The sequence below is a fragment of the Streptomyces sp. NPDC046909 genome, assembly GCF_040644695.1.
GTDB lineage: Bacteria > Actinomycetota > Actinomycetes > Streptomycetales > Streptomycetaceae > Streptomyces.
In genome coordinates this window covers 79,129-98,822 of sequence record NZ_JBEYXC010000019.1, presented here as the reverse complement: position 1 = coordinate 98,822, position 19,694 = coordinate 79,129, and the positions used below count along the sequence as shown (strand labels likewise).

General features: G+C 69.8%; 22 protein-coding genes. 15 read left to right on the top strand and 7 right to left on the bottom strand.

The genetic code is table 11. The annotated features are described in order from the left end of the window. Window positions 1-7: 7 nt before the first annotated feature. Entirely contained in the window at window positions 8-721 is a 714-nt protein-coding gene (locus tag ABZ928_RS43605; RefSeq protein WP_361532185.1) for a hypothetical protein, read from the bottom strand. 446 nt (window positions 722-1,167) lie between these two features. Here ABZ928_RS43605 and ABZ928_RS43600 point away from each other — a divergent pair, with 446 nt between their 5' ends. The 9 genes from ABZ928_RS43600 to ABZ928_RS43560 are packed head-to-tail and all read left to right on the top strand — an operon-like array spanning window position 1,168 to window position 7,781. After that, complete coding sequence (locus ABZ928_RS43600; RefSeq protein ID WP_361532182.1) at window positions 1,168-1,887, top strand: hypothetical protein; 720 nt, start codon at window positions 1,168-1,170, stop codon at window positions 1,885-1,887. 17 nt (window positions 1,888-1,904) lie between these two features. Beyond that, window positions 1,905-2,822, top strand: coding sequence for a hypothetical protein (locus ABZ928_RS43595; RefSeq protein WP_361532179.1), 918 nt, complete (start codon window positions 1,905-1,907; stop codon window positions 2,820-2,822). Next, the gene (locus ABZ928_RS43590) at window positions 2,819-4,126 is read left to right on the top strand and encodes an ATPase, T2SS/T4P/T4SS family (protein ID WP_361532176.1); all 1,308 of its coding nucleotides are present in this window, start codon (window positions 2,819-2,821) and stop codon (window positions 4,124-4,126) included. The genes ABZ928_RS43595 and ABZ928_RS43590 overlap by 4 nt, the downstream gene beginning before the upstream one ends. Before the next feature lie 2 nt (window positions 4,127-4,128). After that, window positions 4,129-5,142, top strand: a complete 1,014-nt coding sequence (locus ABZ928_RS43585; protein WP_361532173.1) for a type II secretion system F family protein — start codon at window positions 4,129-4,131, stop codon at window positions 5,140-5,142. Then, window positions 5,139-6,062, top strand: coding sequence for a type II secretion system F family protein (locus ABZ928_RS43580; RefSeq protein WP_361532170.1), 924 nt, complete (start codon window positions 5,139-5,141; stop codon window positions 6,060-6,062). The genes ABZ928_RS43585 and ABZ928_RS43580 overlap by 4 nt, the downstream gene beginning before the upstream one ends. A 44-nt stretch (window positions 6,063-6,106) precedes the next feature. After that, window positions 6,107-6,358: a hypothetical protein gene (locus tag ABZ928_RS43575; RefSeq protein WP_361532167.1), complete on the top strand. Its 252-nt coding sequence runs from the start codon at window positions 6,107-6,109 to the stop codon at window positions 6,356-6,358. Between the two features lie 42 nt (window positions 6,359-6,400). Beyond that, window positions 6,401-6,838: a TadE family protein gene (locus ABZ928_RS43570; RefSeq protein ID WP_361532164.1), complete on the top strand. Its 438-nt coding sequence runs from the start codon at window positions 6,401-6,403 to the stop codon at window positions 6,836-6,838. A gap of 35 nt (window positions 6,839-6,873) precedes the next feature. After that, window positions 6,874-7,272 carry a TadE/TadG family type IV pilus assembly protein gene (locus ABZ928_RS43565; RefSeq protein WP_361532161.1) on the top strand — a complete coding sequence of 133 codons (399 nt, stop codon included), beginning with the start codon at window positions 6,874-6,876 and terminating at the stop codon, window positions 7,270-7,272. A 47-nt stretch (window positions 7,273-7,319) separates the two neighbouring features. Then, entirely contained in the window at window positions 7,320-7,781 is a 462-nt protein-coding gene (locus tag ABZ928_RS43560) for a pilus assembly protein TadG-related protein (RefSeq protein ID WP_361532645.1), read from the top strand. 44 nt (window positions 7,782-7,825) lie between these two features. Here ABZ928_RS43560 and ABZ928_RS43555 read toward each other — a convergent pair whose 3' ends face one another. Then, entirely contained in the window at window positions 7,826-9,481 is a 1,656-nt protein-coding gene (locus ABZ928_RS43555) for a sigma-70 family RNA polymerase sigma factor (protein WP_361532158.1), read from the bottom strand. A 196-nt stretch (window positions 9,482-9,677) separates the two neighbouring features. Here ABZ928_RS43555 and ABZ928_RS43550 point away from each other — a divergent pair, with 196 nt between their 5' ends. Together ABZ928_RS43550 and ABZ928_RS43545 are read left to right on the top strand one after the other, a co-directional pair. Beyond that, entirely contained in the window at window positions 9,678-10,091 is a 414-nt protein-coding gene (locus ABZ928_RS43550) for an SsgA family sporulation/cell division regulator (protein ID WP_361532155.1), read from the top strand. A 16-nt stretch (window positions 10,092-10,107) separates the two neighbouring features. Continuing rightward, on the top strand, window positions 10,108-10,572 hold the full coding sequence (locus tag ABZ928_RS43545) for a hypothetical protein (RefSeq protein WP_361532643.1): 465 nt from the start codon (window positions 10,108-10,110) through the stop codon (window positions 10,570-10,572). Here the strand turns inward: ABZ928_RS43545 and ABZ928_RS43540 are convergent. Both ABZ928_RS43540 and ABZ928_RS43535 read right to left on the bottom strand, forming a co-directional pair. Continuing rightward, on the bottom strand, window positions 10,520-10,744 hold the full coding sequence (locus ABZ928_RS43540; RefSeq protein WP_361532152.1) for a DUF397 domain-containing protein: 225 nt from the start codon (window positions 10,742-10,744) through the stop codon (window positions 10,520-10,522). The two genes, ABZ928_RS43545 and ABZ928_RS43540, sit on opposite strands and share 53 nt — an antisense overlap. A gap of 8 nt (window positions 10,745-10,752) precedes the next feature. Continuing rightward, the gene (locus ABZ928_RS43535) at window positions 10,753-11,598 is read right to left on the bottom strand and encodes a helix-turn-helix transcriptional regulator (protein WP_361532149.1); all 846 of its coding nucleotides are present in this window, start codon (window positions 11,596-11,598) and stop codon (window positions 10,753-10,755) included. 228 nt (window positions 11,599-11,826) lie between these two features. Between ABZ928_RS43535 and ABZ928_RS43530 the strand changes: the two genes are divergently transcribed. Genes ABZ928_RS43530 through ABZ928_RS43520 form a run of 3 tightly spaced genes read left to right on the top strand, consistent with a single transcriptional unit; the run spans window position 11,827 to window position 13,483 of the window. Continuing rightward, a complete protein-coding gene (locus tag ABZ928_RS43530) occupies window positions 11,827-12,234 on the top strand; it encodes an ATP-binding protein (protein ID WP_361532146.1) in 408 nt (135 codons plus the stop codon). A gap of 33 nt (window positions 12,235-12,267) precedes the next feature. Further along, window positions 12,268-13,170, top strand: a complete 903-nt coding sequence (locus ABZ928_RS43525; RefSeq protein ID WP_361532143.1) for a hypothetical protein — start codon at window positions 12,268-12,270, stop codon at window positions 13,168-13,170. Next, window positions 13,157-13,483, top strand: coding sequence for a hypothetical protein (locus tag ABZ928_RS43520; protein WP_361532140.1), 327 nt, complete (start codon window positions 13,157-13,159; stop codon window positions 13,481-13,483). The genes ABZ928_RS43525 and ABZ928_RS43520 overlap by 14 nt, the downstream gene beginning before the upstream one ends. 4 nt (window positions 13,484-13,487) lie before the next feature. Here the strand turns inward: ABZ928_RS43520 and ABZ928_RS43515 are convergent, their stop codons facing one another. From ABZ928_RS43515 to ABZ928_RS43505, 3 genes are all read right to left on the bottom strand, one after another. Then, window positions 13,488-14,507, bottom strand: coding sequence for a hypothetical protein (locus ABZ928_RS43515; RefSeq protein ID WP_361532137.1), 1,020 nt, complete (start codon window positions 14,505-14,507; stop codon window positions 13,488-13,490). An 81-nt stretch (window positions 14,508-14,588) separates the two neighbouring features. Continuing rightward, window positions 14,589-15,668 (bottom strand): hypothetical protein, encoded by a 1,080-nt coding sequence (locus tag ABZ928_RS43510; protein ID WP_361532134.1) that lies wholly within the window; start codon window positions 15,666-15,668, stop codon window positions 14,589-14,591. Beyond that, on the bottom strand, window positions 15,656-16,333 hold the full coding sequence (locus ABZ928_RS43505; protein ID WP_361532131.1) for a hypothetical protein: 678 nt from the start codon (window positions 16,331-16,333) through the stop codon (window positions 15,656-15,658). Before ABZ928_RS43505 ends, ABZ928_RS43510 begins: the two co-directional genes overlap by 13 nt. A gap of 476 nt (window positions 16,334-16,809) precedes the next feature. Between ABZ928_RS43505 and ABZ928_RS43500 the strand changes: the two genes are divergently transcribed. Further along, on the top strand, window positions 16,810-19,692 hold the full coding sequence (locus tag ABZ928_RS43500; protein WP_361532128.1) for a BTAD domain-containing putative transcriptional regulator: 2,883 nt from the start codon (window positions 16,810-16,812) through the stop codon (window positions 19,690-19,692). Window positions 19,693-19,694 lie beyond the last annotated feature (2 nt).

The following is a 19,694-nucleotide window of genomic DNA, read 5'->3' as shown; positions in this document are numbered from 1 at the left end:
GGCGTGATCAGCCCAGCTTCGCGTTCTGTGCCTTCAGCCCCGCCGCCGAGAGCTTGGCGTCGCTCGGCCTGCCCTGGGCGATGGCTCCGCCGTTGACGCCGAAGTAGACGGCGAGGACGTCGCCGTCGCGGACGGCCTCCGTGTGCACGGTGTGGGTGATGCCCTGGTAGGTGAGTGTCGAGGCGAAGGCCAGCGCCCCGTTCGTGATGGCCTTTTCGGCGGTCACCGAGCCGTAGGTGCTGGTGTTCTTGCCGGCCTTGGCGGTGAAGCCCGCGCCGCACGCGCCCACGGCCTTCTGGAGGCCGGTCAGGGCTGCCTCGGCCTTGGTGTCCGTGGTGTAGGCGGCGAGCGTGATGTACGTGCTCGGGTCGCTCCAGCTCTTCGACAGGTACCGGCTGAGGTCGGCTTCCGGCTCGTCCTGGGGGAGCTGGTTCATCGCCAGCGCCAGGGGCTTGCAGCTTGCCTTGTCGGTGCTCACCTGGTCCGCGGAGGTGGCGAACGCGTACTCGGCGCTGAGCTTCTCCACGTTGTAGCCGGGGACGTCGGCCTTGGTGACCATGAGTTCGGCCAGCCGCTCCGCCGGGCTGACCTGCTTCGCCTGGGAGGCGGTGGCCTTCGGCTTGTCGGCGGCCGTCTTGTCCGAGGTGTCGCCGTCTCCGCCGCCGCACGCGGTGAGTGTGACGAGGGCGAGCAGGGAGAGGGGGAGCGCGGCGCGCTTCATGGGGGGACTCCTCGGCGGATCGGTAAGTGGCTCTGTGGGGGCGTGAATCGAGCAAAGATCATGGCACGGCGGTTTCCGGCCCTCGTGAGCGAATCGTGCAGGCCTCATGGGTGGACCGTGACGAAGGGGCTCCCGTGAGGACGATGGAGGGCGGGAATCGGATTCGCTCACGCACAGCGGACGGCAAGCTTCCGGGCCGGATGTAACTGGGCGAGCAGCGCCTTTAGTTGCAGATGGATAACGGGGTGATGGGTGATGTGCGCGACGTCGGACGCGCCTTGAGGGGCTTATGTGCGGCTGATACGGTGCGATGGCTTGACACTCACCCCGGCGATGGCTATCCGCGGAGATCGAGAAGAACGCGTGGATCGAGCAGGCGCGGGTGAAGTGTCCCATTTCGTAGGGAATTTGGCAGACAATTTCTTGGCTGTACGGGGAGCGGTTGCGTGAAGATCCAAGAGCGTTCGGGGGCGGCTCACGGTCGTTCCGCGGCTCCGGCTCAACCCTCGGTCGGTGACCGGCTTCCCACGCCTCCTCGCGAGCGCAAACCGGCGTTGGCCGCGCTGGCGGTGCTGTTGATTCTGGTGGGTGCCCTCGGGGCGACCATGCTGGTGCTGCAGGCCGGGGACCGGGTCGAGGTCGTCAAGGTCACCAAGGAGATCCCGGCCGGCGGAGCGGTCACCGACAGCAACGTCACCTCCGTGCTGGTCGCCGAGGACTCCAGCATCCACTACATCAAGTGGGAGCAGCTGGCCTCGCTGAAGAAGCTGAAGGCCCTCAACGCGATCCCGGCGGGCGCCGTGCCCGTCGGTGAGATGTTCGGTGATGACACGGGCGCCACTCAGGGCAAGGCCCTCGTCGGTCTCTCCCTGAAGGCGGGCCAGTTCCCGGCCGGTCTGGAGGAGGGTGACGTCGTCGCCGCCTACCGCGCCGCCGACGGCGGGTCCGGCTCCAACAGCTCCGCCTCGACGTCGGGCAGCGACAACTCCGTACTCGCCGAGAAGGCGATCGTGACGTCCGTGCCGGATGCCGCGAGCGGTGACGAGATCGTCAGCAGCTCGAACACGGGGATCACCGTGGCCGTCGACCCCTCCGACGCCGCCGCCCTCGCCCAGGCCGCCGCCGCCAACGCAGTCGTCCTCGTCCTCGTCCCCAGCAGCAACTAGAAGGCGGCCCCGACCCCATGGCGCTCATCGCTCTCGCCGCCGACAAGGGTTCTCCCGGCGTCACCACCGCGGCCGTCGCCCTCGCGGCGGTCTGGCCGCGGCGTGTGCTGCTCGCGGAGACCGACCCGGCGGGCGGCGACCTCGTCTACCGCAGTGCCGCCGCGCACGGCGGGCCGCTCAACCCGAACACCGGCATGCTGTCCATCGCCGCCACCGCCCGGCGCGGCCTCGTCCCCGACCAACTCTGGGACCACGTCCAGCCGTTGAGCGGCGGCCTCGAAGTCCTCGTCGGCCTCGGGAACGCCGAGCAGGCCGCCGGTCTCGCCGGCCTGTGGCCCACCCTCGGCCACTCCTTCGCCGCGCTCGCCGAGTCCCCGCAGGCCGCCGCCGACGTCATCGCCGACTGCGGCCGCATCGCCGGTGACACCCCCGCCGTCGACCTCTTCCCGCACGCCGCCCTCGTGCTGCTGATCAGCCGCACCGAGCCGGAGGCCATCGCCCGCGTCCGCGACCGTGCCGCCGCCCTCGGCAACAAGCTGCACGGCGGCCAGCGCGGCGTCGCGACCATGGGCAACCCGATGATCGGTGTCGTCCTCATCGCCGACACCAACAACGCGGCGAAAATCGCGGGCCAGGTCAACGACATGCTCGTGCACGCCCAGACCGGAGCCCGAGTCGTCGGCACCATCGCCGACGACCCCGCCGGCGCCGACCAGTTGGCAGGGCGCAAGCGCGGACGCCTCGACAAGTCGCTGCTCATCCGCTCCGCCCGCAAGGTCACCGCGGACCTCTACCAGCAGTACGGCGCCGCCTGGTCCGTACCCACCCAGGCCCAGCACGGCCAGCTGCATGGCCAGATGTCCGGTCAGATGCACAGCCAGACGCATGGCCAGGCGCCCGGCCAGATGCCCGGCCATGCGGAGGCCGGCCGATGACCGCTGTCGACCATCAACTGGTCAAGCGGTTCCGGCAGGACGCCGGCGACCGGATCGCCGAGCAGCGGCGCCAGGACCAGGTGTCCGGCGTCACCCCGATGTCCCCCGAGGACGAACGGCACTACGCCCGCGCGGTCATAGCCCAGATCCTGGAGGACCATGCCCGCACCGAGATCAACGCCGGGCGCACCCCCCTCGACGCGGAGACCGAGGAGCAGTACGCCGCCGCCGTGCACGCCGCGCTCTTCGGCGTCGGGCGGCTCCAGCCGCTGCTCGACAACCAGGACGTCGAGAACATCGACATCAACGGGTACGACCAGGTCTTCGTCGGCTACTCCGACGGCCGCGAGGTCAAGGGCGACCCCGTCGCCGAGTCCGACGAGGAGCTCATCGAGCTCATCCAGGTCCTCGGCGCCTACTCGGGCCTCTCCTCCCGCCCCTTCGACTCCGCCAACCCCCAGCTCGACCTCCGCCTCCCGGACGGCTCCCGTCTGTCGGCGGTCATGGACGTCACCCGGCGCCCCGCGCTCTCCATCCGCCGCGCGCGCATGGGCAAGGTCTTCATCTCGGACCTCGTCGGCAACGGCACGCTGAGCCCCGAGGTCGCGCACTTCCTCGCCTGCGCGGTCCGCGCCCGCAAGAACATCATGATCGCGGGTGCGACCAACGCCGGTAAGACGACGCTGCTGCGCGCCCTCGCCAACGAGATCCCGCCGCACGAGCGACTCATCACCGTCGAGCGTGCGCTTGAGCTCGGGCTCGACACCTTCCCCGATCTCCACCCCAACGTCGTCGCCTTCGAGGAACGGCTGCCCAACTCCGAAGGCCAGGGCATGATCCCGATGGCCGAGCTGGTCCGCCGATCCCTCCGTATGAACCCCTCCCGCGTCATCGTGGGTGAGGTCCTCGGCGACGAGATCGTGACGATGCTCAACGCGATGTCCCAGGGCAACGACGGCTCGCTCTCCACGATCCACGCGAACAGCTCCAGCGAGGTCTTCAACCGTATTTCCACGTACGCGTTGCAGGCCTCCGAGCGACTGCCCATCGAGGCCAGCCAGATGCTGATCGCGGGTGCCGTGAACTTCGTCGTGTTCATCCAGCGGCGCAACAACTACCAGACGGGCGGCCGCCTCCAGCGCATGGTCACCTCCATCCGCGAGGTCAACGGCGTGGACGGCCGCGTGCTGTCCAGCGAGGTGTTCGCCGAGGCGCACGACGGCCGGATCGTGCCGCACGCGCCCATCGCCTGCGTGGACGACCTGATCGCACAGGGCTACCGGCCCACGGGAGCGTGGGGGTGACCATGACGACTCAGACGCGGAATCTCGCCGCACTCGACTCGCTCGGTTCCATGGGCGGGCTGTTCTCCACCGAGGTCCTGTACTCGATCGGCTGCGGTGTCGCCGTCGGCGGCGGTCTCGCCCTGTTCCTCGTCGCCGTACGAGGTCTGCCGGCCAAGCCGGAGCACGAGAAGCAGAAGGCGGCCGAGCGGGCCAGCGAGCTGATCCGGTTCGCGGGGCAGCGCGGGTCGCTGGCCGCCATCATCGGGATCGTCGTGCTGCTGCTCACCCAGTGGGCCGTGGCCGGTATCGCGGCCGGAGTGCTCGTGTTCTTCTGGGACCGGCTGTTCGGCGGTGCCGCCGAGGAGCGCGCCGCGATGAAGCGCGTGGAAGCGCTGGCCGGTTGGACGGAGTCGCTGCGTGACACCATCGCCGGCGCGGTGGGTCTGGAACAGGCGATCCCGGCGTCCGCACGTGCCTCGGCCCCCGTGCTGCGTCCGCACCTCGACGCGCTCGTCGACCGGCTGCGCGCCCGCACCCCGCTGCCCGACGCGCTCCAGCTCCTCGCCGACGAGATCGACGACGCGTCCGCCGACATCATCGTCGCGGCCCTCATCCTCAACGCCCGGCTGCGCGGCCCCGGTCTGCGCCAGGTGCTCGGCGCGCTCGCCAAGTCGGCGCGCGAAGAGGTCGACATGCGGCAGCGCGTGATGGCCCAACGCGCCTCCACCCGGCGCTCGGTGCAGATCGTCGTGGCCGTGTCGGTCGCCTTCGTCCTCGGACTGTCCGTGTTCAACCGAGAGTTCGTGGAGCCGTACGGCACCGCGGTCGGACAGCTCGTCCTCGCCCTCGTCTGCGCCCTGTTCGCGCTCGGCTTCTGGTGGCTGCGCAAGCTGTCCACCATCGAGACGCCCGAACGCTTCCTGGTCAAGGACGAGTCGGCGGTCCAGTTCGTACGTCCTCGCACGCCATCCCAATCGGCCCAGGCAGCCCAGTCGTCGCAGCCGTCGCCGCAGGAAGAGGGGGTACGCCGATGAGTGACATCACCATGCCGGTCGTCGTCGGCGCGGTCATCGGCCTCGGCATCTACGTCCTTGTCCGTGCCCTCATGCCGACCAAGCGCAGCGCGGTCTCGCAGGTCGCGCGGATCGACGCGCTCCGGGCGCGGGGGACGGCTTACGAGTCTCCCCGGGCCGCCGCCGACAAGGGGCGCCTCGGTTCCATCCGGGCCGATGTCGGGCAGCGCGTCGCCGAGTTCTACATGCAGCAGGGCTGGGAACAGCGCTCGCTGCGCGCGGACCTCGCTGTGCTGGACCGTAGCTGGGAGAAGTTCCTGGCGACGAAGGTGTTGCTGGCTACGGCGGGCCTGTTCTTCGGTCCGTTCATGTTCGCGATCGTGTGGACGCTCGGCTTCGGCTCCAGCCCGATCATCCCGGTCTGGCTGGCGCTGCTGTTCGCGGCCCTGTTCTTCTTCCTGCCCGACCTGGAGGTACGGCGGGACGCCGCCGACAAGCGGCGCGACCTGCGGCGTGTGATCGGCGCGTACCTCGACCTCGTGTCGATGAGTCTCGCCGGCGGCCGCGGTCTGCCGGAGGCGCTGATGGCGGCGGCCGACGTATCGGACGGCTGGGCCAACCAGCGCATCCATAACGCCCTCGCCGACGCCCGTATCACCGGTATCAGTCAGTGGCAGGCGCTCGGGCAGCTCGGTGAGGAACTGGGCGTGGAGGAGCTGAAGGATCTCTCGGCCTCCCTCGCCCTGGTGGCGGACGACGGGGCCAAGGTCCGTGAGTCGCTCGCCTCCCGCGCCGAGACCATGCGGCACCGGGAGATGGCCGAGATCGAGGGCAGTGCGGGCGAGAAGTCACAGTCGATGCTCGTGGCGCAGCTGTTGCTGTGCGCGGGCTTCCTGGTGTTCCTGATCTACCCGGCGGCCATGCGCGTCTTCCAGGTCTGAAGCCGTCTCTCTCTCGAACTCATTCTCTCGAAAGGACAACGACCATGAACCAGCGGAACTTCAACACCGGGATTCCGGCGGTGGACTTCCTCGTCACCTTCCTCCAGGGGCGTGTGCAGCGCGCTCGCTCCGGCGAGCTCGATCGCGGTGCCTCCGCTGTGGAGTGGGTCATCATCTCCGCGGTCGTCGTGGCGATCGTCGGCGTGGTGGCCGCGATCATCAACGCCGCGCTGGAGAAGGGCGCGACGAAGGTCGGCACCTGCATCGACGGCGCCAAGGCGTCCGGCACCTGCTGACGCAGCGTCAATCAACGAGGACACGGGGATCTGGTGCAGCGCATGCGGGCATGGGTACGCCGTCGACGGGAAGCCGCCGCGACGCGCGGCGATTCCGGTATGACGGCGATCGAGTTCGTGCTGCTCACTCCCGTTCTGTTCTTCATGATCTTCGCCACCGTGCAGTTCGCGCTGTACTTCTTCGCCGACCACGTGGCCCAGGCGGCCGCCCAGGCCGGTGCCCGCAAGGCCCGTGCCACGGCGCACGACGAGCCGGGTGCGTGGCGGGGTAAGGCGCGGGACGTGGTGGACGACTACATCGCCCAGCTCGGCCCGAGCCTGGTGCTGTCGCCGAACGTGGAGATGGTCCAGCCGGAGCAGAACACGGTGGGCGTGGAGATCACGGCGCGAGTCCCCTCGGTGTTCCCCGGACTGGACCTGACGGTGCACGCGCAGTCGGTCGGGCCGGTGGAGCGGTTCGTGAGGGAGAACGAGAACTAGAAATGCGCTTCTCTCTCACGTCCTTGAAGCGTCGGATGGCCGACGACCGGGGGCTCTCCGCCATCGAGGTGGTGATCCTCGCCCCGGTGATGATCCTGTTCATCCTCGTCCTGGTGGCCTTCGGCCAGATGGTGGAGGGCCGCGGAGCCATCGACGGCGCCGCGAGGGACGCCGCCCGCTCGGGCTCGCTCCAGTGGGACGTAGGCAACGCCATGGCGGAGGCCCGCAAGGCGGCCGAGGCGGATCTGACGGACGTCTGCGTAGGACCGGTCACGGTGAACAAGACCAGCGCGGGCTTCGCGAACGCCGACCTCTTCACGGTCGAGGTCAGCTGCCAGGTGAAGGGCCTGGCCATGCTGGGCCTGGACATCAAGAGCACGATGTCGGGTTCGTTCACGGCCCCGCTCGACCCGTTCAAGAGGAAGGCGGGATGAGCCAGTTGAGCCCGTGGGGCCCGTTGAGCCAGTTGAGCAAGTCGAAGATGCCTGCTGCCCTCCGTACGTGGCTGGAGTCCCGCCGCGCCCACCTCGACGACCGGGGCTCCGGCGCCGGCGCGGTCATCATCTTCGCCCTCGTCTTCCTCTCCCTGTCGGCCTTCGTGATCGACGGCGGCCTGTCCATCTCCAAGCGGGAACGCGCGGCGGACATAGCCGAACAGGCGGCCCGTTACGCGGCCCAGGACATAGACACCGATTCCCTCTACGAGAACGAGGGCGGCGACGCCCCGATCAACTACCAGAACTGCGACGCCCGCGTGAAGGCCTTCGCCCGCGAGATGGACATGTCCGGCGCGGACATCGCCGGCACCCACTGCGTGGCCGCGGACGTCAACCAGGTCGAGGTCGAGGTGCGATTGACGTACTCCCCGGTGTTCACGGGGATGTTCTACGGCGGTGACGTCGTCGTCCACGGCCAGGCAGTGGCGGAGAACCAGGTCGGCTGACGAGGTTCGCCGGGGAAACGGGAAGCGTCTACGCCGAGAAGCGTCTACTCCGTGTCGTGCCCTCGCTCGTCGTGCGAGGGGCTGTGCTGGTCTTCGCAGCCGTCCCCGGGCTGGGTGGGCGCGGGATCCTCGACGGGCTCAACGGGCTCAACGGGCTGGGGATCTGCGGGAGTTACCGGCTCCGGCGTGGGCTCAGGCGCAGGCTCCGGTGTCGGCGCGGGCTCGGGGGTGCTGTCGGCAGGGGGTGTCGGGTCCTTGGGCGGATCCTCCACGGGAGCCGAGGGAGCCGAGGGAGCCGGGGGAGCCGTAGGGACCGGGTCAGGGGCATGGACCGGGTCAGGGGCAGGCGCAGGGACCGGGTCAGGGGCCGGGGTCGGGGTTGCCGGAGCCGCCGGTTCCGTGTCGTCGGGCGGTATGACCTCGCCGGGCCCGGCCGGAGTCGACGGTTCGGATGGCTCCGGCGCAGGCGCAGGCTCCTCCGGCGCAGGCGTCGCCGTACCGTCCGAGCCCCCGTCGCCCTCCGCCCCGGCCCCGCTCTCCCCGTCATCCCCCGGCGCCGCAGCGGCCGTACGACCGCCTTCGACCGAGACGACAACCGTGCTGCTGCCGGACCCCTCGGCCCGCACCACCGTGACCGTGTCACTCGGGACGTCCCGCACACCCTCCTTCGCGCCGCCGCCACTCTCCTCGTCCACCGGCTCCTCCACCACCGGCACAGGAACCGCAGGCGCCTCCGCGACCGGCACCCGTTGAGCCGGGCCGGAGTCCGACTGGAGGGGCCCGAGGACGAGGAACACGGCGGCGGTGCCGACGACGACCGCACCCGCGGCGGCCGCGGCTTTCGTGCCGCCGAGGGTCGAGTGCCGCACCCCGCCCAGGAACCCACCGGCCTTACCGCTGAAGGCGGTTGCCGTGCCGCCGCCGAACGCCAGCAGGAACTTCCCGGCGCCGCCGCCGACCGCGAAGACGAGGAGGGCGGGTCCGACGAGTGCGGGGAGCCGGTCGTTGGCGGTCATGAGGGCCGCGAGCCGGGCGCGGCAGTCGTCGCAGGCGTCGACGTGTCCCAGCAGCCGCTCCGACTGCCGGTCCGTCGCGGAGCCACGCACGTACGCGGGCATACGGGCCCAATGGACCTGGCAAGCGGGGTCGTCGGGCGCACCGGTCTGGGTCCGCAGGAACGCCTGCCGCATACCCTCCCGCGCACGGTGGAGCAGTACGGCGGTGGCGCCCTCCTTGGTCCCCAGCTGCGGCCCGATCGCCGCCAGCGGCTGCCCCTCCGCCTCCGCCAACCACAGTGCCTTGACCCAGCGTTCGGGCAACTGCCCCAGCACCCGCACGACCATGTCGACGGAGGACACCTGCTCGGCCGGGTCCTCCCCGTGCGGCCCCGCCTCGGCCTGTTCGCCGCCGGGAGCCTGCGGGTCCTGAGGGGTCTCCCGTACGGCGCTCCCGGCGGCGCCCGCGAGGTGGCGCAACGTTGTCATCAGGTACGCCGGGACGTTGTCGATCTCGTGCCCAGCGGCCAGCCGCCGCCACACCCTGAAGTGCGCCTCGGCGACGAGGTCTTCGGCGGTGTGGGCGTTGCGGGTGAGGGAGCGGGCGTACGCGACGAGACGCGGTTGCTGCTCCTCGTAGATCTGGGCGTACGTGGAGGCGGAGACGGCGGAGTCGGCGGAGACGGCGGTGGAAACGTCGGGCATGGCGGAACGCTCCAGGGGCCTTGCAGCTAGGGCGGGGAGGATTTGTAAGCCTAGATGCCAAAAGTTTCAACCAAAGTTTCAGCAGTCCCGGAAAGTGACGCACGTCACTCACGTAACGGCGTAATGAGAGGCCCTTGGCCCTGCTCATACACATGCATCGCCACCGTCAGCCCCATCCACCTCGGAGACTCCCACCATGTACTTCGCCCTCGAACAGCCCACCGGCGCCCGCCTCCTCACCGCCGACGACGAGGAACTGTCCGTCCCCGTCACCCTCCGCTACACCTCCGCCGACCCGCTCGCCGTCCACTTCGTCTTCCCTCCCTGGATCTCCCTCGACGGCGACGAGGTGACCTGGACCTTCGCCCGCGGACTACTGGAGGAGGGGATCGGCTGCGCGGCGGGGGTGGGCAACGTCCATGTCCGGCCGTCCGGAACGGGGCGTACGGCCGTGGAGTTCCGCGCGCCGGAGGGCGTGGCCGTCGTCCTCTTCGAGACGCTCGCGCTGCATCGCTTCCTGCTGCGCTCGTACGAGGTCACGGAGCCGGGCGGGGAGCCCCTGGAACCGGCGTTGGAGCGTGGGCTGGCGGATCTGCTGGGCAGTGTCTGAAGACATGCCTGAAGACATGCCTGAAGACATGTGGGAGAGCGGCGAGGGTCTGTTGGGTCTGTCTGACCCCGAGGAGTGGGACGCCGCGTTCGAGCGCGGCGAGCGGCATCTCGGTACGGCGGTGATCGGGCTGGCCTTCAACTGCTCGCTGGAGGAGGCGTCGCCGCGGATCGTCCGTGCGATGGGGCTGCCGGAGAGGGATCAGCGGGGGTATGCGTTCACCGCGGCGGGTACCGCTGCGCGGCTCAACGGCGCGCTGACGCCGGAGCTTTACGCGGCGCTGCGGGCGGCGGGGCACCGCGGTGCCGCCGAGCCCGCGATCGACGACACGCTGACCTTTGTGCCGCACCGGGATCTGCCGCTGTGGTTCAAGTGGCGGAAGGTCGCGGTGAGGGTGTGGGACAAGGTGGAGACGTGGCGGCTGAATGTCACGTACGCGGCTGAGGACGCGGGGAAGGCTTGGCGGCGGTTTCGGTCTTGAGGGTGGATATGAAGGTGGCGAAGGCGGCCGGGGGGAACGAGAGGCTGCCGTACGTGGGGTACTTGGAGTCACGTATCGCCACTTGGGTACGCCGGTCTGCGATCTCCACGCAGGAGTCGCCGTCGCCGGGGCCGGAGTAGGACGACTTCCGCCAGGCGTCGGGGGTGTCCATGGGGTGCCTCACAGCTCTTGCGCCAACTTGTGGATGAAGTCGCGCGACCGATCGGGGTCGAGCGATACGGCCTCCACTTTACGGAAGAGCGTTCGAAAGGCGCTGAGTTGGGCTTCGGCGTCGACGAAGGCAGCGCCGTGCGGTGCGTCCCGTACGACGGTGTCCAGCTGGGGGAGGGGGCCGCCCGCGTAGGTCATCGCGCTCGCGGCGCCGGCGAAGCCCTCCAGGCTGAAGGGGATGACCCGTACGGTCACGTGGTCCGCGTCGGAGGCGTCCAGGATCCCGGCGAGCTGGGCCCGGGACGTGGCGCGGTCGCTCACCATGATGCGCAGGGCCGCCTCGTGAATGACGGCTTCGTACGGTGTGGGGTCGGGGCCTTCGAGGATCACCTTGCGGCGCATGCGGTGCTCGACACGCAACTCCAGCTCCTCGGCGGGGAGTTCGGGGACCCTGTAGGCGTAGACGGCTCGGGCGTAGTCCTCTGTCTGGAGCGGGCCGGGGATGAACAGGAACTGGACCTCGTGAAGGAACGTGGCATGGTGCTCCAGTTCGGCCAGGTCCAGGAACGCCGTGGGAAGTGAGCCTCGGTACTCCTCCCACCAGCCGCGGGTCCGGTCGGTCGCCATGGTTGCCAGTGCTTCGATCAACTCGGCGTCCGTGCAGGCGTAGTTGGCGGCCAGCAGGTGCAGCCTCTTCTCGCTCACTCCCGCGAGTCCGGACTCGATGTGGGTGATCTGGGCGGGGCTCACTCCGAGCAGTTCCGCCGCCTGGCGGGCGTTGAGGTCCGCCGCCTCGCGGAGCCTGCGCAGTTCAGTGGCCAGACGTGCCTGGCGTGCCGTCGGTTCGCGCCTCAAAACTCTCGCCCGCTCCTCGGTTCAACGCGCCCACGGACGCGACTCGTTCGGCGTCAGATTACGCGATCGGCTTGCTCAATCTATAGATTTATATCTACCGTCGGTGATGCGACGCACACTCTGCGGCACCCGGGACCCCGGAAGCGCACCACTCCGTCCTGCCACGACGGCTGCGGCACTGCCACCGCCCGCCGACCGCACCCCCACGACCCCGAACGGAGCTCACGCATGCCCGAAACCACCGACTGGGAGTACTCCCTTTACATCCCCAACGACCCCCGAGCCGTCCCCATCTGCCGCCGCACCCTCCGCCTCATCCTCACCATGCACGGCCTGATCAACCTCGTCGACGTCGCCGAACTCCTCGCGACGGAGCTGGTCTCCAACGCCGTACGGCATACGAAAGGCCCCGCCGCGCTACGGGTGCGTCGGTCGGGCAGGGTGCTGCGGATCGGGGCATGGGACGCGAGCCCTGAACCGCCGGAGCCGCCGGGGGAGTTGGAGCGGCTGGTGGAGATGGAGGAGGGGCGGGGGCTGGCGCTCGTGCGGGCGCACGCCGACCTCTGGGGGTGGCAGCCGCTCGCGCGGAACGGGAACCGGGGGAAGTACGTGTGGTGTGACCTGGTCGCGGTGTAGCTCGTTGATCACGTCGTATGGAAAGGAGAGCTGATGGTCGGGTCACCGCATGAAGGGTTGCACCGGTTCAGCCAGAAGGATCCGGCGGGTTTCACGCGCACCCTTCAGCATGTGCTGCATATCCCCATCCCGGAGCCACGTGACTTCGCCGTCCTGAACGCGGATCTCACGGAGATCGAGCCGATCGAGCGTCGCGTGGACACGCTGCTTCGGGCGGAGACGGATGAAGGGGTGTATCTGCTGGTCGTCGAGGCGCAGGGGGCGCGGGACGACGACAAGCGGAGCAGTTGGGCCTACTACCTGAGCTACCTGTACGCGAAGTACCGCTGGGAGCCGGTGCTGATCGTGCTCACCCAAAGCAGGGCCACAGCCCGTTGGGCGGCCCGGCCGATCCGCCTGGGGCTGCCCGGCTGGCACTCGCTCACCGTACGACCGCTCGTGCTGAGCCCCGAGAACGTACCGCTCATCACCAGCGAGGAGGAGGCGCGGCGGGATGTGTTCCTCGCGGCGTTCTCGGCGATGACGCATGGTAAGGGGCCGGGCGCCGCTGCCATACTGAGACCGTTGGCGGCGGCTCTGGAGACCACTGATAGCGACAGCGCGGTGATGATCGCGCAGTTCGTAGAGTCCTGCCTGGTCGATGCCCAGGCCAAGCAGATCTGGAAGGAACTGATGATGCCGATCAACTACTTCTTCCGGCACGAGGTTGCCGAGCAGGTGCGGGAAGAGGGCCGGGAAGAGGGAAGAGAAGAGGGCCGGACCGAGGATCGTGCCGCGATGACCCTGCGCATTCTTGAGTGGCGCGGAATCACGGTTCCGGATTTCGTCCGCTACCGGGTGGAAGCGTGCTCGGACCTGGACCAGCTGGAGATCTGGGCACAGCGGGCGGTTCACGCGAGCCGGGCGGAGGACCTGTTCGCCGATGACCGCGGCTGACGGGCTCGCCGGGCACGCGGAAGGTCACGGCGAGTGTCATGACGTATCCACGTGCCCGCTCACGCTCCTGTTCCAGCACCCCGTCTTCCTGCGGGCGTACGTCGAGATGACCGCCGAGGACGACTGGCCGCTGGACCGGCTCGCCGAACTCGTCCTGGCACTCGTGGACTCGGGCTCCCTGGCGGTCACCGACGAGATCCGCGCCCGTGTGAACTCCTGCTCCGACCCGGAGCAGCTCAGGGTGTGGGCGGTCCGGACGCTGGACGCGACGGACGCGGGGGAACTGTTCGCCGAAGACCCGCCCGCACGCTAGGGCGTCACTTCGAGTCCGTCATCCCGTACTCGCTCGCGATCACCGACGGCTTGCCGGACTTGGGCAGGGTGGCGAGGAGGATGCCCTGGAAGGTGTCGGTGATGATGACGCGCTTGGTGGGGTCGTAGACGGACTCCGTGTCGTTCGGGGTGATCGTGAACGCGCTTCGGTACTTCTCCTTGAGCAGGGTCTCCGAGGTGTGGGAGGTCGGGACGATCGCCAGTACGCCGCCGTCGGCGAGGCGGAGGGCGTACGTCGTGTCGTAGGCCGGGGTCTTCGCGAAGAAGTTCTTCGTCGCGTACTGGGACAGGTTGCCGTCGTTGCGCTCTTTGTAGGTCTTGAGGGCTGACTTCGCGGGCTCGGTGGTCTGCGTGAGAGCCGTGGCGGCCTTCTTGCCGCCGGTGGCGTAGAGGTCCTCGAAGGCGGCGCTGATGTCGTTCGGGGCGAGGGTGCCCACGCGGGTGGTGGGGGTGACGGCGGTGGCCAGGCCGTCGTTGCTGGTGTCGATCTTCGGGATGGGGGTGTCGGAGTAGATCGCCGACACCATCTTCCAGGCGCCGGTGCCCGTGCTCTCCTTGCTCTCCTTGGCGAAGACGAACATGCCCGGCGTCTTCGTGCCGCTCGCGGTGGCCTTCACCGCGAACCAGTCCTCGTCCGCCGGGATGTAGTACTCGCGGTCGGTGTAGGTGAACGGCTTCTTGTAGTCCTGCTGGTCTTCCTTCGACCACGTCTTGAACGTCGTGTAGTCCGACTTGCTCTGCTCGTGGACCTGGCCGCCCTCGACCGTGCTCAGCAGCTTCTCGTCCTGGGTCGCGTTCGCCTTGCTGTTGACCTTCTCGTAGGCGTCGACGATCTTCGATGCCTCCGCCGGAGTCACCGCGCCCTTGGGGGCGGCCGGACTCGTGGACGCCTTCGCGTCGGACGACGTGTCGCCGGAGCCGGACCCGCCGCACGCGGTGAGGGTGACGGCGGCGACCGCACCGAGCGCGGACAGGGTCAGGCGGGTGCGGGGACGGGCAGTCATCGGGCTCTCTCTTCTCTTGTCATGGTGGGGAGTTGACGGGGGAGCTGACGGGGGAGCTGACGGGGGCGGGCCGGGATTCCGTCAGCGGTTGATCGCCTGGATCTCCTGGACGGTCATGTCCTGCGTCGTCTCGAACGTGCCGTCGGGCAGATCACCGCCGGTGCCGCCCGAGCCCTGCCAGGAGATCTGCCAGGTGATGGAGGCCTTGAGCCGGTACGGCTCGCCGTCCGTCGCCTTCAGGTAGCGGATGCCGCAGGGCGGGGTCCGGTCGGCGTTGCCCTTTTCGTACGGGGTGCCGATGGAGCCGTCGGCGTTGATCTCGCAGTCGCCGGAGGCGGGGTACGTCTCGGCTTCCTCCGTGCCGGGGTCCAGATGCAGGGCGACCGGCTTGGCCGTCGTCTCCGCCCACAGGCCCGTGTCCGGGAGTTCGGCGCGGACCTTGACCTCCTGGAAGGTGCCCTTGTCCAGCCAGACCCAAGTGGGCAGATTCACCGTGGACTTGGTGGTCGGCTTCAGCTCGATCTCGGTGTCGGGGACCTCGATCTTGTTGTAGGCGTAGTCGGCCAGCGTCTCGGGTGTGGGAGCGTGGGCGATCTTGGGGATCTGGCCCGCGGGCTGCCAGAACATGAGGCGGGTGCAGTCCCAGGAGTCCGGGTCGGAGATGTCGGGTGCGACGCTGCGCCAGAAGTAGCCGTCCTGGCCGAGGTTGTAGTTCTTGTAGCCCTCGACCGTCTTCCCGTTCTCGAAGTAGTTGATCGTGGACTTCTCGTCGCGGAAGTAGTCGGTCCAGAGGTCCTTGCCGGCCCAGTACTCATGGATGCCGACGTCCCCCACGCCGTTGGTCTCCGAGAAGTTCTTCAGCGATGCGGGGGTGAAGACCGGTTCGTACCAGCAGGCCGGCGGCTTCCAGTTGACGTCCACGGAGGAGACCGCGCCGCGCTTGCCGCCCGTGGGTCCGCTGACCTGGGTGACCTTGATCCGGGACTGGCCGGCGGAGGCCAGCAGGGTCTTGCCGTCGGCGCCGCCCTCGGTGGTGTCGTGGCCGCCGGGCACGGGCTTGGCGGCGTACGCGGTGCCGACGGCGCCCGCCGTCCAGACGAGGGCGCCCGTGGTGAGGGCGAGGAGCCATGTCGTGCGGCGGCCGGCGGTCACTCCTTGCATTCCGTTGCCTTCTCCGTGACGGTGATCTGCTGGGCGCGCCAAACCGGCGAACTCTTCGCGGACGCCATGACGAGGCTGAACTTCAGGTAATTGGCGGCGCTGCCCTCGGCGTTCTCGCTTTCGAGGACCTTTCCGCTCTTCACTTCCTTGCCGAAGACCTTGGACTGGTCCTCGCAGAAGGTGACGTTCACGAGCTTCACCGTCTTCGAGTCGCCGGCCGCGCTGGTCTCCGCGCGGTAGTAGCGGTCCGTGCCGGTGAGCGTCCAGCCGCCTTTCACGTACTCCTTGATCTGGGAGTTCGCGTACCGGGCCGCGTCTCCCGCGGAGTAGTACTGGAAGGCGGGGTCGTCGGGGTTCTGCTCGGTGATGCCGTGGTTCAGGGCGCGGATGTAGTTCTCGGCGTCCGCGAGCGCGGCCGCGCTGTCCGTGTCCGACGGCTTCTCGAAGTCGAAGACCAGGTCCAAATCCTCCGGGAGGCTCACGTCCGGTCTGTCCGCCGCGGGCGACGCCGATGCCGACGCGGAGGCCGACGGACTGCTCGACCCCGTGTCCGCCCCCTTGATGTCATCCGAGGACGAATCGCCGCCCCCGCCGCACGCGGTGAGCAGAAGTGCCGCCGTAGTGGCGAACGCGGCGGCGGTGATGGGCAGGGCGCGGCGGGCCACGGAGGTTCCCCCTGGAGTCGGCTTCGTGTGCAACGGGGAACGAAGCTATCAGGGGTAGGTAATGCCCCTTTGAGTGGTCGTAGGGGATTGTGTGGGGAACGTGAGGGTGTCGCGTGGCGGTTGCGAATGGTGCGATGGGGAGGTGGGCGGCTAGGGGCAACTCGGGCTTATCGGGCGGGTGGTGAGGAATCCCGGCGTCCGGACGAGCAGAGTTATCCACAGGGCGGGACGACCTTCGACGGCGTACATAAGATCTCTGTAGGCTCAGTACACCCCTCACCTCACTCGTTTCACCCACTCCCTCACCCCACTCCTCCACCCGCCTCCTCCACACACCACCCAGGACGCCCGCCATGGCACGACGCCGCAGTTCAAGCTCGTCAAGCTCGACGGGAAACACGACCGCCTCCTCGACGCGGAGCTCGACTCCGAGCTCGACTCCGAGCTCGACTCCGAGGAACCGGACGCCGCAGGCCGTGCGGATCAGGCGGCGGACGTTCGGTGACTTCGTCAAGGCGTTCTTCGCGTTCGTCGCGCTGCTCGTGCTGGTCGTGGGAGTGCCGGGGGCGCTGGCCGTCAGTGTGGGATGGCCGTTGCCCAATGGCGTGCCCAGCCTGGACTGGTTGCAGCAGGAGATCACCGTCGGGACGTTCCTGCACATCCTGACCGTCATCGTGTGGTTGGCGTGGGCGCAGTTCACCGCTTGCGTGCTGGTGGAGATAAAGGCCGCCGTTTCCGGTGTCGGCGTTCCCGGGCGCGTTCCCGGTGCCGGGCCCAGTCAGATCCTCGCCCGGCAGCTCGTCGCCGCGCTGCTCCTCATCGGTGCCACCGCGGCCAGCCTCACCCCGGGGCTGTCGCAGCTCGGGCACAGCCTTGAGGGGAATCAGCGGGGGACCGTCGCCACCGCCGAGGCGACCCCCGGTGGGCTCTTCGCCCAGCAGCAGGAGCAGGCTGCCAGTACCGCCGCCGCTCTCGCCGAGCAGGCCTCCAACGCCGCCTCGCACGCCGACGCGCAGGGCGGTTCGTCCAAGGCCGAGGACACGAAGTACTACCGGATCCAGCCGCCCGAGGGCCGGCATCACGACTCCCTCTGGGAGATCGCGGAGCGGCATCTCGGCGACGGGCGCCGGTACAAGGAGATCTTCGACCTCAACAAGGACCGGGTGCAGCCGGACGGCTCCAAGCTGTCCGAGGCCAGCCTCATCCGGCCCGGCTGGATCATGGAGATGCCCGGCGACGCGCGCGGCGGCGACCTCGTCGAGATGCCCGCGGCGTCCGGCGGCCCCGCCGCCCAGCAGCAGCTCCACGACTACGCCAAGGCCGGCGGCGACCAGGCAGGAGGGGGCGGCGGCCACGCGCAGGGTGCCACCCAGGTCTCCCTCCCCGAGCAGCGGCCCGCCCCCGACCAGCAGACCGGCCACCAGCAGAACCAGCAGCACGCCTCCGCCACCAGCACCACCGCCTCCGACGCCTTCGGCCTCCCGCAGGCCCTCGTCGGCGCCCCCCTCCTCGCCGCCGGTCTCCTCGGTGCCCTCGGCCGCCGTCGCCGGCAGGCCCTGTGGCAGTCGGCCTTCGGTGCCGTCGGCGGGCGGCGCGGTATGGAGCCGCCCACGCCGACCGGCGACGCCGCCGATGTGCACGACGCGCTGCTGGTGGGCGCGGACCCCGAGGGCGTACGACTGCTGGACCTGGCCCTGCGCGGGCTGGCCGCCTCTCTCGCCGGGGAGTCGCGCCCGCTGCCCGTCGTGTACGCGGCCTGGCTCGGCAACAACGGCGACCTTCATCTCCAGCTCGCCCAGCCGTCCGGGAACCCGCCCGCCCCCTGGCAGCTCGGGCAGGACCAGACGTTCTGGATGCTGGCGCGCACCGACGCCGAGCGGTACCAGGACGTCGACGCCGCCGCCCCGTACCCCGGCCTCGTCAGCCTCGGCACCATGGACGACTCCCGGCTGCTGCTCAACCTGGAGTCCGTGCCCGGCATCGTCTCCCTCGCCGGCCGTGAGGCCGACCGGGCCGCCGTCTTCGCGTCCGTCGCCGCCGAACTGGCCACCAACGGCTGGTCGGACCGCATGACCATCACCCTCGTCGGCTTCGGCGAGGACCTCACCCCGCTCGCGCCCAACCGGCTCCGCCACCTCGACGGGATCGACGATCTCATCGAGGCGATGGAGGCCGAGACCCGGCAGCGGCGCGGAGCGCTCGGCGCCGCCGGTCACGACTCCGTGCTCACCGGCCGTACCGGGCCCGCCCAGCACACCCGTTGGGCCCCGCACCTCGTCCTCCTCGCCGCCCAGCCCTCCGCCGACGACGCGGTCAAGCTCGCCGAACTCGCCGCCGACGCGGGGCGGCTCGGCATTGGCTACCTCGTCGGCACCGAGAGCGGCTCGCTGCCCGGCGCCGCCTGGGAGATGGAGATCACCGGCGAGGGCAAGCTCCTCGCCCCGCTGCTCGGCCTCGAACTCGACGCCCAGCTCCTCCCCGTCACCCAGCAGCGCGCGGTCGTCGAACTGTTCGTCCAGGCCGACCCCGACGGCAACCCCGACGGGCCCGTCAACACCCCGCCGTTCCTCGTCGACATCAGCGAGCAGGGGCGGCCCGCGGTGTACGCGCGGCTCGTGGGGCCGTACGAGATCATCGGCCTCGACACCCCCGACGGCGACCGCAGCGCACTCCTCCACGAGGCGCTCGCGCTGCTCCTCCTGCACCGCGAGGGCGTGCACCCGCGCGTGCTGTCCTCCGCGCTGTGGCCGCGCGGTGTCACCGACGACGTCCGCGAGGCGCTCCTCGACCGGCTCCGCGCCTGGCTCGGCACCGACCCCGACGGCAGCCCCCGGCTCCGGACCGACTCGACCGGCCGGCTCACCCTCGCCAAGTCCGTCGTCTCCGACCTCGACGTCCTGCGCTCCCTCTACCACGAGGCCACCCAGGGGCGTGGGGTCGACAGCCGTGCCGTGCGCGGGCGCCTGCTCACCGACGCGCTCGTCCTCGTCCGCGGTCCGCTCCTCGCCGACCGGCCCGAGGGCCGCTACCGCTGGCTCACCCACGAGATCATCGACGCCCAACTCCCGCTCCTCGTCGCGGACATCGGCCTCGCGCTCTCCGAGTTCCACCTCGTCAAGGACCGCGCGGAGAAGGCCATCGAGGCCCTCGCCGCCGCCCTCAACTCCGCCCCCGGCGACGAGCGCCTCTGGCACGAACTCCTCCGCGCCACCCACGCCACCGGCGACACCGCCCGCCTCCAGGCCCTCGCCGCGGACCTCATCGCCCGCAGCGGTGCCCGCGGACTGCCCCCGCGCACCGAGGCCCTGCTCGACGAGCTCCTGCCGACGTGGCGCGACGGCGTCGCGGCGGTCGGATGACG

Coding starts and splice junctions, on each gene's coding strand:
- ABZ928_RS43555 (WP_361532158.1), bottom strand. CDS start 9,481: ATGCCCGACGTTTCCACCGCCGTCTCCGCCGACTCCGCCGTCTCCGCC.
- ABZ928_RS43520 (WP_361532140.1), top strand. CDS start 13,157: ATGACCGCGGCTGACGGGCTCGCCGGGCACGCGGAAGGTCACGGCGAG.
- ABZ928_RS43565 (WP_361532161.1), top strand. CDS start 6,874: ATGGCCGACGACCGGGGGCTCTCCGCCATCGAGGTGGTGATCCTCGCC.
- ABZ928_RS43515 (WP_361532137.1), bottom strand. CDS start 14,507: ATGACTGCCCGTCCCCGCACCCGCCTGACCCTGTCCGCGCTCGGTGCG.
- ABZ928_RS43540 (WP_361532152.1), bottom strand. CDS start 10,744: ATGGACACCCCCGACGCCTGGCGGAAGTCGTCCTACTCCGGCCCCGGC.
- ABZ928_RS43530 (WP_361532146.1), top strand. CDS start 11,827: ATGCCCGAAACCACCGACTGGGAGTACTCCCTTTACATCCCCAACGAC.
- ABZ928_RS43545 (WP_361532643.1), top strand. CDS start 10,108: ATGCCTGAAGACATGTGGGAGAGCGGCGAGGGTCTGTTGGGTCTGTCT.
- ABZ928_RS43525 (WP_361532143.1), top strand. CDS start 12,268: ATGGTCGGGTCACCGCATGAAGGGTTGCACCGGTTCAGCCAGAAGGAT.
- ABZ928_RS43590 (WP_361532176.1), top strand. CDS start 2,819: ATGACCGCTGTCGACCATCAACTGGTCAAGCGGTTCCGGCAGGACGCC.
- ABZ928_RS43550 (WP_361532155.1), top strand. CDS start 9,678: ATGTACTTCGCCCTCGAACAGCCCACCGGCGCCCGCCTCCTCACCGCC.
- ABZ928_RS43585 (WP_361532173.1), top strand. CDS start 4,129: ATGACGACTCAGACGCGGAATCTCGCCGCACTCGACTCGCTCGGTTCC.
- ABZ928_RS43580 (WP_361532170.1), top strand. CDS start 5,139: ATGAGTGACATCACCATGCCGGTCGTCGTCGGCGCGGTCATCGGCCTC.
- ABZ928_RS43605 (WP_361532185.1), bottom strand. CDS start 721: ATGAAGCGCGCCGCGCTCCCCCTCTCCCTGCTCGCCCTCGTCACACTC.
- ABZ928_RS43575 (WP_361532167.1), top strand. CDS start 6,107: ATGAACCAGCGGAACTTCAACACCGGGATTCCGGCGGTGGACTTCCTC.
- ABZ928_RS43510 (WP_361532134.1), bottom strand. CDS start 15,668: ATGCAAGGAGTGACCGCCGGCCGCCGCACGACATGGCTCCTCGCCCTC.
- ABZ928_RS43570 (WP_361532164.1), top strand. CDS start 6,401: ATGCGGGCATGGGTACGCCGTCGACGGGAAGCCGCCGCGACGCGCGGC.
- ABZ928_RS43595 (WP_361532179.1), top strand. CDS start 1,905: ATGGCGCTCATCGCTCTCGCCGCCGACAAGGGTTCTCCCGGCGTCACC.
- ABZ928_RS43560 (WP_361532645.1), top strand. CDS start 7,320: ATGCCTGCTGCCCTCCGTACGTGGCTGGAGTCCCGCCGCGCCCACCTC.